Raw genomic sequence first — 17,358 nt, forward strand, 5'->3', positions numbered from 1 at the left:
CCCAGGGCAGCGGTTCCGAGCGAACGGGGGCCGCTGGTGAGCGTCGACCCGTTGCCCGCCGTGGATGTCGAGACGGTGATGATGTTGCTCGGTGCCGTGATGCTCGGGTTCCTGGCCGGGCTTTTCGCGTTCAAGGTCAAGTCGCGGTGGTGTCCGCGGTGCGGGGCGTCCACCGATGCCGTGCCCCCGGAGGTGCGGCGATGAGTGCGCTCGACCGGCTGGAGCGCCGTGAGTTGCCGATCGGTCGGCGGGTTGCGCAACTGCGGGTTCGCCGGGGCATGAGCCAGCAGGTCTTCGCCGACCGGATCGGCAAGTCGAAAAGCTGGGTAGACAAGGTCGAACGCGGCGTCCGCAACCTCGACCGGCTCTCCGTGATCAACACGATCGCCGGGGTCCTCGGGGTTGCCCCCGATCTCCTGGTCGGTCGCCGGACCCGGCAGGCGACCGTCACTGAGATCGCCGCCGCCGTGGAACGGGTACGCGAAGCCCTGGTCCGCTACGACACCCCCGCTACCTGCGGCGCGGACCTTGGCCGGCAGGTCGCCTACGCGTACACCGCCTATCAGCACGCCCAGCATCCTCAAGTGCTGCGGATGCTGCCCGACCTGCTCGCTGCCGCCCGCCACACCGAAGCGGCCGACGGACCAACATCCCCCGCAGACCTACTGGTACGGGTGTACCGGCTCGCCGCTCAGATCATGGTCAAGCTCGGCGAACCCGACCTGGCGTGGCTTGCCGCCGACCGCGCCATGACCATTGCTGGCGGCGACCCGCAACGCACCGCCATCGCAGTGGTCCCTCTCGCGCAGGCCCTACGCGCCCAGCGCCGGGGCCGCCTGGCGTTGACCGTCACCACGACCGCGCTGCGTCACCTCGACCCGGCACCTTCCCCCGACGCCCCACCGGTGCACGTTGCCCTCGCCGGAACGTTGATGGTCGAAGCCGCCCTCGCCGCCGCCAGCTACGGCGGTGCCAACACCAACGGCAATCTCGCCGACCAGGCCGCCCGCCTCGCCAAGCAGTGCCACGACAGCGACGGGTTCGGGCCGACCACGGTGGACCTCGCTCGTGCCCTGGCCGCGACCACCCTCGGCGACCACGCTCTCGCCGTCGCCATCCACCTGACTGCCACCCGCAGCGACGATTGGCACCGACTCCCCGCCGAACACCGCGCCGCCCACCTCATCGACATGAGCCGCGCGTACCTGGCGATTGGCGACCACCACGCCGCCGCACGCGCCCTCGTCACCGCCGACCACATCGCCCCCGCCGAAACCCGGATCCGCCCCGCCGCCCGCGCCGCGTTGACCGCCGTCCTGCGCGCCGGCCCCACTCCCGCCGATCTCACCCGCCTCGCCACCCACATCGACCTCACCCGACAACCCTGACTCGTAAAACCTCGCAGTACGTACAGGCAGGCGGTACCCGGATCGAGCATCGCGTTGACAATCGATATCGCTCGCACCCACCCCGATGGTCTAGTCAACGGGTAGCTGCTGTGCTGCGCAGGCGGTCGGGCGTAGCACAGCGCAGGCTTCCAACGGTCAGCCCAGCCCTGCCTCCCCGGGTGGGGGTCCGGGGTCGTCATGTCGGATGTGGGCCCTGTCGAGCTGAATGCGTCTACGGATCGCAGTGACGGGCCGTCTGCGATGCCTCGCGCCACTGACCGGCCTGCCGGTCGGTCGACCGGCCCCGATAGCGTGTGCGGCTCAGCTCGACAGCGGCCGAATCCGACACCACTGACATCCCACGCACCCCCTGCGGTCGCCACAGCGGGCGTCCAGCGACGCATACGACAGGTGCGACGCATACGACAGGTGCTCGGAGTAGGGTCGACGCATGCCCACCGGCAGCCTCTTTCTCTGACGCGGCGCAAATGCCTGCCGGACGCGCGACATCGGTCGTGCGTCCTCAACGCCGTGTGTCCCTCCACAGAGAAATGAGCGCACCATCATGGCATTGCGTGATCGAATTGCTGTCCTGCGTACCCTGGATCCGGCCGAGCCGGGCCTGACCGACCTCGCACCCCTGCGTGCCGTCCTCGCCGAGGCGCGGGTCGTTGGCGTCGGCGAAGGCTCCCACTTCGTCCGCGAGTTCACCCTCGCCCGTGCCCGCCTCCTGCGTTACCTCGTCGAAGAGTGCGGTTTCACCATCCTGGCGTTCGAGTTGGGCGCGAGCGAGGCCGCTGCCCTGAACCCGTGGCTTGCTGGCGACGGCGACGACGCCGACCTGCCCCGGCTCGCCGGGCCGTTGACCGCCGGACTCTTCGGGGAGCTACTGGGTTGGCTGCGTCGCTACAACCGCAGCCAGCCACATCCCCTGGGGATCGTCGGCATCGACCTACCGAACACCTTGACCCTGCGCCCCGACCTACAGCCGGTAGCGGATTACCTCCGGGTCGTCGACCCGGAGGCCGCCGAGCTGCTGGACCGCATGTTCCCGGTGGCTGACGAGATCACCGGCGGCTCGGCCGCGGTGTCGGCGCCGCAGTGGAGCGCCCTGGACCCGGCCCGGCAGGACGCCCTCACGGCCGGACTCGCCCGGCTGTCGCTGCGGATGCAGGCCCTCCACCCGGTTTACCTCTCCCGAAGCGATCCGGACCGCTACGCCAACGCGCGCCGCCGTCTCGATGCCGCCTGCCACACCGCATACATGCTGCGCGCCATGAGCGACCTGTTCAGCGGCGAGGACCTACCCGGCGACACCTCGATCCGTGACCATTTCATGGCGGCCACCGTGCAGTGGCATCTCTCGGCAGCGGGTCCGCACGCCCGGATGGCCGTGGTCGCCCACAACAACCACATTCAAAAGACCCCGGTACGCTTCGACGGCAAACTCACCGCCCTTCCGATGGGCCACTATCTGGCCCACAATCTCGGCCGCGAATATCGCGCCGTCGCGCTGACACACACTGGCGATCGAGTGCCCGAGATGGCCTTTCCCGCCGACGGATCACCGGTCGGCTTCACCGTCGAGGAGGTCGACGTGCCCGCTCCGGTACCCGGCAGTGTGGAACAGGCAATACTCGACGCGGGCTTCACCGGAGAGATCACGCTCACCGACGTACGGGCGGCAGAGTCGCCACTGACCAGCATCCGGACGCAGAGCGCGGCAGTGGAGACTGACGTACGACAAGCCTTCGACACCGTCCTGACCAGCCCAGCGGCAACCCGGGACGACACCGTCACCTTCTGACACCGCCCCCGGACCCCCAAGACGAGATCTTGGACAGTTTCCGTCAGCTCGGCGGAACGGAAACTGTCCAAGATCTGGAGCGAGAATGCCGAAATCCGAATCGGCCACCTGACGCAGAACGGGGCGATGGAGATCGGCCGGCTCTACGAATCCCCGCTCACCGAGATCGCCCCGCACGGCCCGGAAGCGCTCTTCGCCGCCGACGACGTGGACCGTATCGACGAGATCCTCAAGCCCGTACGCGCCACCGCCGCGCCGACCCACGAGGCCGCCTGACGGCTGGGCTTGACTTCGAGTGTGCTCTAAGCGGAACGCTGGGCGGCATGACGATCACACGGGTTCTGGGACGCAGCGGAATCGAGGTCAGCGCGATCGGCCTGGGGTGCTGGGCCATCGGTGGGCCGCTGTGGGGCGAGGACGGGCAGCCGTACGGTTGGGGCGAGGTCGACGACGACGAGTCGGTGCGTGCCATCCACGCGGCGCTCGACGGTGGAGTGGCTTTCTTCGACACGGCCAGCAACTACGGGGCCGGACACAGCGAGCGGGTGCTCGGCCGGGCCCTCGCGGGCCGCCGCGACCGGGTGGTCATCGCCACCAAGTTCGGCCACACCTTTCAGGAAGCGACCCGCCTGGCCACCGGCACCGACCACCGCCCGGCGTACGCGGTGGCCAGCCTCCAGGAGTCGCTGCGCCGGCTCGGCACCGATCACGTCGACCTCTTCCAACTGCACCTGAACGATCTGCCACCCGCCGCCGCGCTCGACCTGGTCGACACGCTGGAGGCCGAGGTCACCAAGGGCACGATCCGGGCGTACGGGTGGAGCACCGACGATCCCGCCTCGGCGGCGGCCTTCGCGGCGGCCGCCCCGCACTGCACCGCGATCCAGCACGACCAGTCCGTGCTGCGGGACAACGCCGAGATGCTGGCGGTGTGCGCGGCGCACGACCTGGCCAGCATCAACCGGGGGCCGCTGGCGATGGGACTGCTGACCGGCGCGACCCGGTCGCTGGGCACCGACGACGTGCGGGGGCGGGCGCCGGAGTGGCTGCACTGGTTCGTCGACGGCCGGCCGGCGCCGGAGTGGGCCGAACGGGTCGGCCGGGTCCGCGCAGCGCTCACCGCCGACGGCCGTACCCTCGCCCAGGGTGCCCTCGGCTGGCTGCTGGCCCGCAGCCCGCGTACCGTGCCGATTCCCGGCTTCCGGACGGTGGCCCAGGTCGAGGAGAACCTCGCCACCCTCGCCCTCGGTCCGCTGCCGGATGACGCGTACGCCGAAGTGGAGCGCCTCCTGGCGGATCTGCGTTCGGCCGACGCGGGCGCGAAGGTGTAACCGGGTCCACGCCGCCGGGCTGCCACGCGTACCCGAAGATGTGAGCATGCGGATCCTCATGGCCGGCGCGTCCGGCTTCCTCGGCACCCGACTGGTCGGCCAGCTCGTCGCCGACGGGCATCAGGTGACCCGGCTGGTGCGCCGGCCGCCGCGCACGCCGGACGAGCGGCAGTGGCAGCCGTCGGCGGCGCAGCTCGACCCGGCGGTGGTGGCCGAGGCGGACGCGGTGGTCAACCTGGCCGGCGCCGGGGTGGGCGACCGGCGCTGGAACGACCGGTACAAGCAGCTGATCCGGTCCAGCCGGGTGGACACCACCACCACGCTGGCCATCACCATCGCCGGGTTGCCGGCGGCCGACCGGCCCGAGGTGCTGTTGAACGCCTCGGCGATCGGTTGGTACGGCAACACCGGCGACCGGGTGGTGGAGGAGGACGCGCCGGCCGGCGAGGGCTTCCTCGCCGACGTGGCGCGCGTGTGGGAGGCGGCGACCCGGCCGGCCGAGGACGCCGGGGTACGGGTGGTGCGGCTGCGCACCGGGTTGCCCCTGCACCGCGACGGTGGGCTGCTCAAGCCGATGCTGCTGCCGTTCAAGCTGGGCATCGCGGGGCGGCTGGGCAGCGGGCGGCAGTGGATCCCGTGGATCTCGATGGCCGACTGGCTGAACGCGACCGCGTATCTGCTCGCTCGCGCCGACCTGGCCGGGCCGGTGAACGTGGTCGGCCCGGCACCGGTCACCAATGCCGAGTTCACCCGGGAACTGGCCCGGCAGCTGCACCGCCCCGCCGTCATCCCGATCCCCGCCCTGGCCCTCAAGGTGGCCCTCGGCGGCTTCGCCCAGGAGGCGCTGACCAGCACCCGCGTCCTGCCCGGAGTGCTGGCCCGCGCCGCCTTCACCTTCCGCCACCCCGACCTGCCCACCGCCTTGCAGGCCGCCCTCAGCAGCCGATGACCCAGTGGTTGGGGGCGGTCTGGCGCAGAGCGGTGGTGTGGAAGGTGTTGTAGAGGCCCATCCGCTGGTGGGAGCCGTTGGCGTAGGCGTAGCCGCCGGAGTGGTAGGCGCGGCCGGCGACCACGTGGGCGTAGTTGCTGGCGGTGACGCAGGAGGGGGCACCGGTCGGGCTGGGGTTCGCGGTGGGGCCGGCGGTCGCGGTGGGGCTCGGCGTCGGGCCGCCGCCGTTCAGGCCGAAGAAGAGCGCGTCACGGTACGCCGAGCAGATGGTGTCCAGGAAGTACGCGGCGGCGGTGCCGCACTGATCCGCACCGGTGCCCGGATCCACCGGAGTGCCGTGCCCCATGCCGGAGACCCGGTAGACGCGGACCGCGTCGTTGCCGTACACCTCCAGGTTGGTGCCGCCCGGCAGCTGCGCGGTGCTGGTCGGGGTCTGTGCCACGCCGAGCACATTGGTCCACTGGTCGCGGGACTCGGTGGCGTTCGCCGTCGCCACGGTGTAGTCGGCGGTGCCGTGCCAGATGGCCACCTTCGGCCGCGGTCCGGAGTAGCCGGGGTGGGCGTTGCGCACCAGATCGCCCCACTGCGCCGGGGTCCTGTCCACGCCCGGGCTCATGCAGGTGAACGCGTTGACCATCCCGGTGGCGCACCGGTAGGGAACGCCGGCGATGATCGAGCCCGCCGCGAAGACGTCCGGATAGGTGGCGAGCATGGCCGCGCCCATCGCTCCGCCGGCCGACAGCCCGCTGACGTACACCCGGTCGGCGGCCGTGCCGTAGCTGGACCGGGCGTGGTCGACCATCTGCTTGATGGAGAGCGCCTCGCCCTGCCCCCGGCTGGTGTCGCCGGTCTCGAACCAGTTGAAGCAGGAGCTGGAGTTGTTGGCCGACCGCTGCTCGGGCACGATCAGCGCGAACTTCCACTGGTCGGCGTACTTCTGCCAGCCGGAGTTGGCGAGGTAGCCGGTCGCGTTCTGGGCGCAGCCGTGCAGCAGCACGACCGCGGGAGCGCCGGACGGGAGGTTGTCCGGCCGGTAGGCGTACATGGCTAGGTTGCCGGGGTTGGAGCCGAAGCCGGTGACCTGGATCAGGGACGCGGCCTGGGCCGGGGCGGCGACCGCCACCAGCGCGGCGGCGGCCAGGACCAGGCCGGCCAGCATGCCGGCGAGTCGGCCGGTCAGGGTACGAGGACGTCGGCGCACGGGACCTCCTGGAAGTGTGAACTGGGTCACCGATAATTGCCGTGACGTTACGCAGGAACGTCACGCCTGTGACATGTCGATGGTTCACACATTCATCGATGCCCAGATGTGCGCCACCGTCCCGGGTTGTCGTGCCCGTCCCGGCTGTCGTGCCCGTCGCGGTTCTGGTGTTAGGAGGGGACCCTTTACCTACACCAGGCGTTAATAGGGGGCCCTTCCTTACACCGGGTCTGACCGGGCTGTCCGGGTGCGGTTGGTAACGTCCGCTAGGTGCCCACCTCGCCGTCCGCGCCCACCTCGTCGCCGCGCCGCGACCGGCGCGCCGATCTGATCGTGACGTTGGTCGCCCTGGCGCTCGCCGTCTGGGTGACCAGCGGGTTGTGGCGGGACCCGAACGGCCGCGCGATCACGGTCAACTCCAGCGATCAGGCCCTGTTCGAGTGGCTGCTGGCCTTCGGCGGCCACACGGTGAGCCACGCGCAGAACCCGTTCTTCACGTACCTGATCAACGTCCCGGACGGGGTCAACCTCGCGGTCAACACCTCGATCACCGTGTACGCGGTGGCCTTCGCCCCGCTGACGTACCTGATCGGGCCGCCGGCCACCTTCCTGGTGGTCCTCACCCTGAACCTGGCCGCGACCGCCGTCGCCTGGTACTGGCTGCTCTCCCGGTACCTGGTCCGCAGCCGGCTCGCCGCAGCGCTCGGTGGCCTGTTCATCGGCTTCTCCCCCGGCATGGTCTCGCACGCCAACGCCCACCTGAACTGGACCGCGGGCTGGCTGGTGCCACTGCTGATCTGGCGGCTCTTCGCGCTGCGCCGGCCGGGTCACTGGCTACGCGACGGGGTGCTGCTCGGTCTGCTCGTCGCGGTCGCCTTCTCGATCGCCGCCGAGGGCCTGTTCTTCACCGCGCTGGCGCTCGGCGTCTTCGTCGCCGTCTGGGCGCTGCACCCGGCCAACCGCGCCGAGGCCCGAGCCGTGCTGCCGTCGTTCCTGCGCGGGCTCGCGGTGACCGCGGTGGTCGCCGGAGCGCTCCTGGCGTACCCGCTCTGGCTGCACTTCGCCGGTCCGCAGCGGTTTCACGGCACCGGATTCGACGCCGTGATCCACTCCGAGGACGTCGCGGCCTACGCCGCGTACCCTCGCCGCTCGCTGGCCGGCGAGGCGGGGTTCGGCACCTCGCTGGCCCCGAACCCCACTGAGGAGAATTCCTTCTTCGGGCTGCCGCTGCTGGTGCTCGCCGTGGGCTGTTTCGTCCTGCTGTGGCGGGGTGGCGACCCGCGCCGCCGGTCCACCCTGTGGGCGCTGGGCGTCCTCGGGGTGGCCTTCACCGCGCTCTCCTTCGGGCCGGTGGCCAAGGTCGACGGCCGGCGGACCGACCTGCCGATGCCGTTCGACCTGCTCGGGCACCTGCCGGTGGTGAACGCCGCGCTGCCCGCCCGGCTCGCGCTGGTGGTGACCCCGGTGATCGGCCTGCTGCTCGCGTACGCCGTGGACCAGCTTCGCCGGCGACCACCGCGCCGGGCGGCGGTGGTGGCCTGGGCGGTCGGCTTCGCCGTGGCGCTGGTGCCGCTGTTCCCGACGCCGCTGCTGACCATTCAACGCGAGCCGATCCCGCGCTTCATCACCTCCGGCGTGTGGCGGCAGTACGTCTCCCCGGGCGGCACGCTGACCCCGGCGCCGCTGGCCCTGGACGTCTACCCCGACGGGCAGCGCTGGCAGGCGTACGCGCTGGCGAACCGGCAGGGTGAGTTCGCCATCCCGTCCGGCTTCTTCCTCGGCCCCGGCGGCCCGGAGGGGCGGGGACGGATCGGACCGGTACCGCGTCCCTTCGGCGCGCTGCTGGACCAGGCCGCCCGCACCGGCCTGCCGCCGATCGTCACCGAAGGCACCCACGAGGAGGTCCAGGCCGACCTGGCGCACTGGCGGATCGAGACGGTGGTGCTCGCCGACGAGATGCACGGCGCCAAATGGCCGGTCGACGAGGAGGCCGTCCGGCGGACGTTGACCATGCTGCTCGGCGAACCGCAGCGGGTCGAGGACGTCTGGCTCTGGCGGGTCCGACAGGACTGAGTCGACGGGCCGGGAAACGTGCGTCCGTGAGCCGACTCACCGCCGGTGACCGGCGGGTACGGGTCTAGGCTGGATCGCGTGACCGCGACGACTTCCGGCCTGACGGCCGTGCACGCCGGTGTCCTCGACTACAGCGCTGCCTGGGACGAGCAGCGCCGCCTGCATGAGGCGGTGGTTTCCGGCGAGCGCGGCGACACCGTGCTGTTGCTGGAGCACCCGAGTGTCTACACCGCCGGCAAGCGCACCGAGCCGTGGGACCGACCGGTCGACGGCACCCCGGTGATCGACGTCGACCGCGGCGGCAAGATCACCTGGCATGGTCCGGGGCAGTTGGTCGGGTACCCGATCCTGCGTCTGCCCGACCCGGTCGACGTGGTCGCATATGTGCGGCGGGTCGAGCAGCTGCTGATCGACGTGTGCGCCGAGTTCGGCCTGGCAGCGGGCCGGATCGAGGGACGCAGCGGGGTCTGGGTCCCGGCCGACGACCGGGGGCCGGCCCGCAAGGTGGCCGCCATCGGCATCCGGGTCGCCCGCGAGGTCACTCTGCACGGTTTCTCCATCAACTGCGACTGCGACCTGACGTACTTCGACCGGATCGTGCCCTGCGGCATCCGCGACGCCGGAGTCACCTCGCTCACCGCCGAGCTGGGCCGCCCGATCACCGTCGCCGACGTTCTCCCGGTCGTCGATCGCCACCTCTCCACCCTTCTCGCGCCCTGACCGGGCGACCAACCGCGACCCGCCGCCGCACGCGGGGTCTTGAGCGATCGCTTAAACGTGGGTACGGTTGAGCAGTCGCTCAAACAACGGGGGTTGACGTGCGGCCGATCTATGTCGAGACACTCATCGACGCACCGATCGAGCAGGTCTGGTGGGCGACCCAGCAGCCCGGGGAGCACCGCCGGTGGGATGTGCGCTTCAGCCGGATCGACCCGGTGCCGGGCAGCGCGCCCGCCCGGTTCCGGTACGCCACCAGGGTGTTTCCCGGGCTCACGGTGGCCGGCTGGGGCGTACACGCCGGGGAACGCCACCGCCCCGACGGCACCCGCACCTCGGCGCTGCGGTTCGGCTCGGACGATCGGCGTTCGCTGATCGCCGTCGGCTCGGGGTACTGGCGCTACCGGCCGGGGCCGCACGGCGTCCGATTCCTGACCGGATACTCGTACACCCTTCGCTGGGGTCGACTGGGCCGGCTCGCGGACCTCGGCTTCCGACCCCTCTTCGGTTGGGCCACCGCGTGGTCGTTCGACCGGCTGCGGATCTGGCTGACCCGAGGCGTGTCGCCGGAGCGCGCCCGGGCCAACGCCGTCCGGGAGGTTCTCCTCCGGCTGACCGCGGTGGCCACCGCCACCCTGGCGGCCGCCGCCGTGAACCGGGCAGCGGCCACGGTCGCGCTGGTCGTCGTCGCGCTGGCCGCCTGGCTACTGCCCCCACACCCGCACACCCCGGCCGCCCGGCGGTGCCGACGCCGCCCGCCGGACCGGCTCGCCGCCCGGCCACCCACCCTTCTGGAGCGCCTGTGACCTCCGTCTTCCAGCACGCCCTCGGCGCCGACTTCGACCGCCTGCACCCGCAACTGCGCCGTCGCTTCGCGGTCGACGGCGAGTCCGACCTCGGCTGCGTCGGCACCGGGGTGATGGACCGGGTCTGGCGGGGCGCCGCCTTCACCGGCCCGTTCCTGCGCCTCGGCGTCCTGCGGCACATCCTGTTTCCGGAGACCGGCCGGCAGATCCCCTTCACCATCGAGAACTACGCCTACACCGACTCGTACGGCCGCCCGACGCTGACCTTCGTACGCACCTTCCAGGTCGCCCCGCACCGACGACGGCGCTTCGATGCCACGATGGTGTGGAGCGCCCGCCGGGGCGTCCTGGTCGACTATCTCGGCACCCACCAACACCTGGCGGTCGACCTGCACGTGGCCGTCGACTCCGCCGGTGCGCTGACCATCCGCAGCGGCCTCCAGCGCTTCCCGAACGGGCTGCCCTGTCCCGGTCTGCTCACCGGCGAGGCGCGGCTACGAGAGTGGTACGACCAGCGGGCCGACCGGTTCCGCATCGAGGTCCGGGTGGTCAACCGCCGGTTCGGCCCGCTGTTCGGCTACACGGGCAGCTTCATGACCCGCTACGTCGAGCCGGACCGGGCACCGGTGCCGGCCGCCGTCCGGCCGCTGCGGGAGAATCCCCGGGAGTAGACGAGGGGATTCCATGGCCACCCGGGAGAAGCTGATCGACGGCGCCCTCGCCGCGATCCGTGAGCACGGCATCGCCGGCGTGTCGGCGCGTACCATCGCCGCCGCGGCGGGAGTCAACCAGGCCCTGGTCTTCTACCACTTCGGCAGCGTGGACGACCTGCTGGCCGAGGCCTGCCGGAGCGCGACGGTCGCCCGGGTGGCGGTGTACCGCGCGCGCTTCGCCGAGGTCCGGTCCCTGCGGGAACTGCTCGACCTCGGGCGTGCCCTGCACCAGCAGGAACGGGCCGAGGGCAATCTCGCGGTGCTGGCCCAGTTGCTGGCCGGCGCACAGAGCGATCCCAAGCTCGCCGAGTCCACCGCGGCGGCGCTGCGGCTCTGGACGGTGGAGATCGAGGCCGTGCTGCACCGGCTGCTCGACGGCTCACCGGTCGCCCCGGTCGCCGACCCGGCCGGGCTGGCCCGGGCCGTCTCCGCCGCCTTCGTCGGCTTGGAACTCTACGACGGCGTCGACCCGGCCGGCGCGCGGTCCGCCTTCGACGCGCTGGAACGCCTCGCCATCCTGGTCGAGGTGCTCGACGACCTCGGCCCCCTCGCCCGCCGCGCCGTACAGGCGAAACTCCGCAAGGTCTAGGGGGTCAGGCGGTGCAGGTCGCGGGGGAAGGCGGTGACCTCGCGGATGTTGGCGGCGCCGACCAGTCGGGCCACGAAACGTTCCAGGCCGATGGCGAAGCCGCCGTGCGGGGGCAGGCCGTGCCGGAAGGCGTCGACATAACCGGCGTACGGCTCGACCGGCTCGCCGCGAGCGGCGAGGGCAGCCAGGTAGTCGCTGTGCCGGTGCAGCCGCTGCCCGCCGGTCACCAGTTCCAGTCCCCGGAACAGCAGGTCGAATCCGTTCGAGTGGCCCGGCCGGGCCGGGTCGGGGTGGGTGTAGAAGGGTCGCTTCGCCATCGGGTACCCGGTGACGAAGACGAACTCCGACCCGTGTTCGCGCCGGGCCCACTCCCCCAGCGCGCGTTCGTGCGCCGGGGCCAGGTCCACTTCCTCGGCAGGAGCGCCGGCGATCCGCAGCGCCTCGGTGAAGTGCACGGCCGGGATCTGCGCGGGCATCGCCGGCAGCTCCACGCCGAGGGTGGCCAGCGCGGCGGCGGCCCGCTCGCCGACGGTGTCGAGCATCCCGGCGATGGTGTCCCGCAGCACCGCCATCACGTCCCGGTGGTCGGTGACGAAGCCCAGTTCGGCATCGAGCGAGGTGTACTGCGCCAGGTGCCGTACGGTGTCGTGCGGCTCGGCCCGGAACACCGGCCCGACCTCGTAGACCCGCTCGAAGACGCCGACCATGAGCTGCTTGTAGAACTGCGGCGACTGAGCCAGGTACGCCGGCCGGCCGAACCAGTCCAGCGCGAACACGTTCGCCCCGCTCTCCGTGGACGAGGCGACCACCTTCGGCGTGTGGATCTCGACGAACCGCCGGGCGTCGAGCGCGGCCCGGAAGCCGGCCACCGCCGCCGCCGAGATCCGCAACGCGGCCGACCGGGTCGGGTGTCGCAGCGCGACGGGCGCGTTGTCGAGCTGAGTGGGCAGGGTGGCGGTCAGTGCCGGCCGGTACAGGTCGAACGGGGGCGGTACGGCGGGCGGGCCGAGCGGACGTACCGCCGGGTCGGTCAGCTCGACCCCGGCGGGCGCGGTGGCGTTGGCAACCACCGTGCCGACGACCTCGACGACGGTCTCTTCGGACAGCGCCTCGACGGTGGCGCGTACCGCCGGGTCGGTGACCACGACCTGGGCAAGGCCGGCGGCGTCCCGGACGATCAGGAAGGCCACCGACTTGAGCAGTCGGCGGCGGTGCACCCAGCCCGCGATGCGGACGGGGTCACCGATGTGCGGGGTGAGCTGGTCGGACAGGATGCGTTGCACAGCAGGCTGCTCCTCGGTCGATCGCAACGCCTTCGCCACCCTCGGGTGGTGAAGCGTCGCCTCAGCCCCGGGGAGGTGTGGGCGAGCGGGAACCTCGCGGTGCCACCACACCTTCGCCCCCGCCTGGGCGGGAGCCTCGTTCGTCGCCTTTTCACCGGGGCCAGCCGGGCGGGCTCTACTGGGCGCGCAGTGTTAAGAAGGGGCCCCTGCTCTACTGCAGGCGTTAAAAGGGGGCCCTTCCTTTCACCGAAACGCTGTTCTTCCCGCCGCTCACCGCCGCTGCGTTACGCATTTTCGCCGCCCCTGGTGTCCGGTGTCACAGGGTTTTTCGGGTGACGGCGGTCGCCCGCAGTTCATCGACCGTGGCCGTGCGACGTAGGCTCGTTTTGTGACGATCGAGCACTCCGCGCTGACGACCGGCCCGGCCGCGCGTACCGCGACGCCCGCCCCCGAGGGGCGGCGGCTGCTGCGGATCGAGGCGCGCAACGCCGAGACGCCGATCGAGCGCAAGCCGCCGTGGATCAAGGTCAAGGCCAAGATGGGCCCGGAGTACACCCAGCTGCGCGGGCTGGTCGCCCGCGAAGGGTTGCACACCGTGTGCCAGGAGGCCGGCTGCCCCAACATCTACGAGTGCTGGGAGGACCGCGAGGCCACCTTCCTCATCGGCGGAGACCAGTGCACCCGTCGCTGCGACTTCTGCCAGATCGACACCGGCAAGCCGGCCGAGTTCGACGCCGACGAGCCGCGCCGCGTCGCCGAGTCGGTGGTGTCGATGGGCCTGCGGTACGCCACCATCACCGGGGTCGCCCGCGATGATCTGCCCGACGGCGGCGCCTGGCTCTACGCCGAGACCGTCCGGCAGATCCACACCCTGCACCCCGGCTGCGGTGTCGAGCTGCTGATTCCCGACTTCAACGCCGTGCCCGAGCAGCTCGCCGAGGTCTTCGGCGCCCGCCCGGAGGTGCTGGCGCACAACGTCGAGACGGTGCCGCGGATCTTCAAGCGGATCCGGCCGGCGTTCCGCTACGAGCGTTCGCTGGACGTCATCCGGCAGGCCCGCGACGCCGGCCTGGTCACCAAGAGCAACCTGATCCTGGGCTTGGGCGAGGAGCGCGCCGAGATCTCCCAGGCGCTGCGCGACCTGCACGCGGCCGGCTGTGAACTGATCACGATCACGCAGTACCTTCGCCCCTCCCCCCGGCACCACCCCGTCGAGCGCTGGGTCAAGCCGGAGGAGTTCGTCGAGCTGAGTGCCGAGGCCGAGGAGATCGGCTTCGCCGGGGTGCTGAGCGGGCCGCTGGTGCGCTCGTCGTACCGTGCCGGCCGCCTCTACCAGCAGGCCCTGGCCGCCCGCAAACCCGCTGTCTCCTGACCTCCGCCGCCCTCGCCCCGCCCCGCCCTCGCCCCGCCCCGACGTGCCCGGCGATCATGCACTTGTGGTCGCCGCTCTGCGGCTTTCGTCGCTCATGCGGCGACAGAAAGTGCAAGATCGCGGACGCGGAGGTTGGTGGCTGGGGCGGTGCGGCCGGGGTCAGGAGGAGTTGGCCAGGAGGTTGAGGCGGTGGGCGACGGCGGCGGCCTCCATTCGGTTGGTCACGTCGAGCTTGGCGATGATCCGGGAGACGTGCACGCTGGCCGTCTTCGGTGAGATGAACAGTTGCTCGGCGATCCGGCTGTTGCTGAGTCCTTCGGCCACCAGGCGCAGCACCTCCCGCTCCCGCTCGGTGAGCAGGTCGGCACCGGGCCCGGCCTGGCCCGCACCCCGCAGACCGATCCGCCGGGCCAGGGTGGCGGCCTGCTCCGCGAGCAGCGTCGCGCCGAGCCCGTCGGCGAGCGCGACGGCCTCGCGTACCGCCGCCACCACCTCCTCCCGCTCCCCGGTCCCGGCCGCCGCCTCGGCGAACAGCAGCAGCACCCGGGCCAGCGCCGCGGGCTGACCGACGCTCCGCCATGCCACGACCGCGACCCGCCAGGCGGCGAGCGGACCGCCACCGGGAGCCACCGTGGCGGCGACCTCGGCGGCGTACGCCCGTTCGGCGGGGAACCGGACCGGGACGGTGGCGGCCAGCGCGGCCACCCGTGCGATGAGCTCGTCGTCGGAGATGTGCCGGACGACCCGGGCCTGGGCGGCGAGCACCGGCCAGCCGTAGCGGGGATACGCGACGATCGCCGGATCGGCCAGGCTCGCCACCACGGCGCGTAGCGCCTCGGCCCGGTCGTCGGCGGCGAGCGCCGCCGCGAGCCGCAGCTCCAGCAGGGGCAGCCGGTGGTGCGGGTGCAGGTACGGCTTGGTGAGGAAGGCGAGCGCCCGGCCCACCGTCTCGTCGGCCCCGGGATGCCCCTGGGCCAGCCGCAATCCGGCTCGCAGTTGCAGCCAGTGCAGCCCGGACACCCCGGGCGGGTCGAGCCGGGCCGCCTCGGCGCAGACCTGGTCGGCCTCCGCCCACCGGCCCAGCGCCAGCAGCGCCTCGGCCCGGTTGGAGAGCAGGTACGCGCCGGTGGAGCGGCTGATCCCGACCCGACGCGCCTCGCTCACCCCGTCGGCGGCGGCGCGGGCCGACTCCTCGTACCGGCCCAACTCGAAAAGCACGTCGGAGATGTGCACCAGGGCAGTGACCAGGGTCGACGATTCCCCGGCGGCACGTGCCACGGCCTCGCACCGGCGCAGCTCGGTCAGCCCGAGATCCGGCGCGCCGTCGCGGCACCGCAGCACCGCGAGCTGCACCGGCAGCAGGGCGTCGTTCACCCCGGCAGCCGCCGCGGCCGCCATCACCTCGGCGGCGATCCGGGCCCCGTCGTCGTAATCGATGCGGGCCAGGTGGTTGGCGAGGTCGGCGAGCAGCCACAACCGTTCCGGGCTGTGCGGCACCGTGGACGCCAGCCGGTACGCCTCGCGCAGCTCGGTGGCGCCGTCGCTCTTGCCGAGCATGGCCAGCATCCGGCCGCGCTGGTCCAGCAGCCGCGCCGCGCGCAACGGCTGAGCCTCGGTGTCCACCTCGGCCAGCGCCGCCCGGGTCAGGGTCAACGCCCGCTGGTAGTCGCCGGCGGTGCTGGCGGCCCCCAGAGTCTCCTCCAGCAGCGCCAGGTGGTCGATGCCGAGCCGTTCGGCCGCGTCGGGCACCAGCTCCCACAGCTCCAGCACCCGTTCCAGCAGCCGCGCCTGCTCGGCGTACGCGTATCGTTCGGCGGCGGCGCAGGCGGCCGCACGGGCGGCGACCAGGGCGCGTGGGTGGTCGTGTGCGGCGTACCAGTGATGGGCGATCTCGGCCGGCGCGCGGCCGGCGGCGACGAGATGGGGCTGGGCCTCGACGGCGGCGGCGAACCGGGCGTGCAGCCGGGCATGTTCGCCGGGAAGCAACTCGTCGTGCACCGCCTCGCGGACCAGCGCGTGCCGGAACTCGTAATCGCCGTCGGGGTCGGCCACCAGCAACTGGGCGGCGACGGCGGCCCGCAACGCGTCGTCCAGTTCCGGCTCGGGCAGCCCGGCCACCTCGGCGAGCAGCTGGTGGGCCAGGCGGATACCGCCGGCCGCGGCGATCCGCAGCACCCGCTGGGCCGGCTCGGGCAACCGGTCCACCCGGGCCAGCAGCAGGTCGCGCAGGGTGTCCGGCAGGGCGGCACAGCCGATCGGGCTGCCGGCGGCGGCCAACTCCTCGATGAAGAGCGGATTGCCCTGGGTCCGGTCGTGGATGTCGTCGACCGCACGGGCGGCCGGCTCCGCGTCCAGCAGCCCGGCGAGGATCGCCCCGGTGCCGCCCCGGTCCAGACGCCCCAGCTCGATCCGGTCGACGCCCCGGACCCGGTCCAGCTCGGCCAGGAACGGCCGGAGCGGGTGGCCCCGGTGCAACTCGTCGGTGCGGTAGGTGCAGACCAGCAGCATCCGTTCGGTGCGCGCGGCCCGCACCAGGAAGCCGATCAGGTCGCGGGTCGACCGGTCGGCCCAGTGCAGATCCTCGACCACCAACACCAGCGGTTGGTTGGCGGCTAGGCGGCCGAACAGTTCGGCGACCAGGTCGAAGAGGTAACCGCGGGGTGCGTCCGAAGGCATAACGGCCGCCGGCAGCACCACACCGGCCGGTACCCGGGCCAGTTCCGGCAGCAGGCGAGCGAATTCGACCTCGTACCCGTCGAAAACGGCGGCACCGTCGCGGCGCAGCACCGTGCGCAGCGCCGCGGCGAACGGGGCGAAGGGCAGACCGGCCTCGCCGAGTTCGAGGCACTGGCCCAGCAGCAGGCGGGCCTCCTCGCCGACCGACCGGCCGAACTCCTCCAGCAGCCGGGTCTTGCCGACCCCGGCCTCACCGCCGACCAGGACGGTGACCGGCTCGCCGGCACGGGCACGGGCGAGCGCCTCGTTCAGCCGCGTCATCTCGCGCTGACGGCCGACGAGGACGGTGCTGGTGGCGCGAGCGGTCACAGCACCGAGCATGCCATGCCCTCCGTTCCCACCCGCACCTCCTGCACCGTCTGTTAAGAAGGGGCCCCTCCTCTACACCAGGCG

Annotated in this window: 15 protein-coding genes; 12 read left to right on the forward strand and 3 right to left on the reverse strand. The window is 72.2% G+C overall.

The genetic code is table 11. The features are described 5' to 3' along the window. The first annotated feature begins 36 nt into the window (after positions 1-36). The 6 genes from Vqi01_RS03085 (at position 37) to Vqi01_RS03110 (ending at position 5,475) form a co-directional block, all read left to right on the forward strand. On the forward strand, positions 37-204 hold the full coding sequence (locus Vqi01_RS03085; protein WP_204032870.1) for a hypothetical protein: 168 nt from the start codon (positions 37-39) through the stop codon (positions 202-204). Then, positions 201-1,388 carry a helix-turn-helix domain-containing protein gene (locus Vqi01_RS03090; protein ID WP_239098139.1) on the forward strand — a complete coding sequence of 396 codons (1,188 nt, stop codon included), beginning with the start codon at positions 201-203 and terminating at the stop codon, positions 1,386-1,388. The genes Vqi01_RS03085 and Vqi01_RS03090 overlap by 4 nt, the downstream gene beginning before the upstream one ends. Positions 1,389-1,959: 571 nt before the next feature. Beyond that, positions 1,960-3,195 carry an erythromycin esterase family protein gene (locus Vqi01_RS03095; RefSeq protein WP_204032768.1) on the forward strand — a complete coding sequence of 412 codons (1,236 nt, stop codon included), beginning with the start codon at positions 1,960-1,962 and terminating at the stop codon, positions 3,193-3,195. Between the two features lie 126 nt (positions 3,196-3,321). After that, entirely contained in the window at positions 3,322-3,471 is a 150-nt protein-coding gene (locus tag Vqi01_RS03100) for a hypothetical protein (RefSeq protein ID WP_204032769.1), read from the forward strand. 47 nt (positions 3,472-3,518) lie between these two features. Further along, positions 3,519-4,526, forward strand: coding sequence for an aldo/keto reductase (locus tag Vqi01_RS03105; RefSeq protein ID WP_204032771.1), 1,008 nt, complete (start codon positions 3,519-3,521; stop codon positions 4,524-4,526). Between the two features lie 46 nt (positions 4,527-4,572). Further along, positions 4,573-5,475: a TIGR01777 family oxidoreductase gene (locus Vqi01_RS03110; RefSeq protein ID WP_204032773.1), complete on the forward strand. Its 903-nt coding sequence runs from the start codon at positions 4,573-4,575 to the stop codon at positions 5,473-5,475. Here Vqi01_RS03110 and Vqi01_RS03115 read toward each other — a convergent pair. Continuing rightward, positions 5,462-6,634: an extracellular catalytic domain type 1 short-chain-length polyhydroxyalkanoate depolymerase gene (locus tag Vqi01_RS03115; RefSeq protein WP_204032864.1), complete on the reverse strand. Its 1,173-nt coding sequence runs from the start codon at positions 6,632-6,634 to the stop codon at positions 5,462-5,464. The genes Vqi01_RS03110 and Vqi01_RS03115 overlap by 14 nt on opposite strands. Positions 6,635-6,946: 312 nt before the next feature. On the opposite strand from Vqi01_RS03115, the gene Vqi01_RS03120 reads away from it, so the two are divergent. The 5 genes from Vqi01_RS03120 to Vqi01_RS03140 all read left to right on the forward strand — a co-directional run bounded on the left by Vqi01_RS03120 (position 6,947) and on the right by Vqi01_RS03140 (position 11,574). Next, a complete protein-coding gene (locus Vqi01_RS03120) occupies positions 6,947-8,749 on the forward strand; it encodes a DUF6311 domain-containing protein (protein ID WP_204032774.1) in 1,803 nt (600 codons plus the stop codon). A 78-nt stretch (positions 8,750-8,827) separates the two neighbouring features. Next, positions 8,828-9,469, forward strand: a complete 642-nt coding sequence (gene lipB / locus Vqi01_RS03125) for a lipoyl(octanoyl) transferase LipB (protein ID WP_204032776.1) — start codon at positions 8,828-8,830, stop codon at positions 9,467-9,469. A 98-nt stretch (positions 9,470-9,567) separates the two neighbouring features. Beyond that, on the forward strand, positions 9,568-10,272 hold the full coding sequence (locus Vqi01_RS03130; RefSeq protein ID WP_204032778.1) for an SRPBCC family protein: 705 nt from the start codon (positions 9,568-9,570) through the stop codon (positions 10,270-10,272). Then, positions 10,269-10,943, forward strand: a complete 675-nt coding sequence (locus tag Vqi01_RS03135) for a DUF4166 domain-containing protein (RefSeq protein WP_204032779.1) — start codon at positions 10,269-10,271, stop codon at positions 10,941-10,943. The genes Vqi01_RS03130 and Vqi01_RS03135 overlap by 4 nt, the downstream gene beginning before the upstream one ends. A gap of 13 nt (positions 10,944-10,956) precedes the next feature. Then, positions 10,957-11,574, forward strand: a complete 618-nt coding sequence (locus Vqi01_RS03140) for a TetR/AcrR family transcriptional regulator (RefSeq protein ID WP_204032781.1) — start codon at positions 10,957-10,959, stop codon at positions 11,572-11,574. Here the strand turns inward: Vqi01_RS03140 and aspS are convergent. Then, positions 11,571-12,857, reverse strand: coding sequence for an aspartate--tRNA(Asn) ligase (gene aspS, locus Vqi01_RS03145; protein ID WP_204032783.1), 1,287 nt, complete (start codon positions 12,855-12,857; stop codon positions 11,571-11,573). The two genes, Vqi01_RS03140 and aspS, sit on opposite strands and share 4 nt — an antisense overlap. A 388-nt stretch (positions 12,858-13,245) precedes the next feature. Between aspS and lipA the strand changes: the two genes are divergently transcribed. Then, on the forward strand, positions 13,246-14,229 hold the full coding sequence (gene lipA / locus Vqi01_RS03150; protein ID WP_204032785.1) for a lipoyl synthase: 984 nt from the start codon (positions 13,246-13,248) through the stop codon (positions 14,227-14,229). 159 nt (positions 14,230-14,388) lie between these two features. Here lipA and Vqi01_RS03155 read toward each other — a convergent pair whose 3' ends face one another. Continuing rightward, entirely contained in the window at positions 14,389-17,286 is a 2,898-nt protein-coding gene (locus tag Vqi01_RS03155) for a helix-turn-helix transcriptional regulator (protein ID WP_204032787.1), read from the reverse strand. Positions 17,287-17,358 lie beyond the last annotated feature (72 nt).

The sequence above is a fragment of the Micromonospora qiuiae genome (genome assembly GCF_016863555.1).
GTDB lineage: Bacteria > Actinomycetota > Actinomycetes > Mycobacteriales > Micromonosporaceae > Micromonospora > Micromonospora qiuiae.

Coding starts and splice junctions, on each gene's coding strand:
- Vqi01_RS03090 (WP_239098139.1), top strand. CDS start 201: ATGAGTGCGCTCGACCGGCTGGAGCGCCGTGAGTTGCCGATCGGTCGG.
- Vqi01_RS03155 (WP_204032787.1), bottom strand. CDS start 17,286: ATGCTCGGTGCTGTGACCGCTCGCGCCACCAGCACCGTCCTCGTCGGC.
- Vqi01_RS03140 (WP_204032781.1), top strand. CDS start 10,957: ATGGCCACCCGGGAGAAGCTGATCGACGGCGCCCTCGCCGCGATCCGT.
- Vqi01_RS03100 (WP_204032769.1), top strand. CDS start 3,322: ATGGAGATCGGCCGGCTCTACGAATCCCCGCTCACCGAGATCGCCCCG.
- Vqi01_RS03105 (WP_204032771.1), top strand. CDS start 3,519: ATGACGATCACACGGGTTCTGGGACGCAGCGGAATCGAGGTCAGCGCG.
- Vqi01_RS03110 (WP_204032773.1), top strand. CDS start 4,573: ATGCGGATCCTCATGGCCGGCGCGTCCGGCTTCCTCGGCACCCGACTG.
- Vqi01_RS03115 (WP_204032864.1), bottom strand. CDS start 6,634: ATGCTGGCCGGCCTGGTCCTGGCCGCCGCCGCGCTGGTGGCGGTCGCC.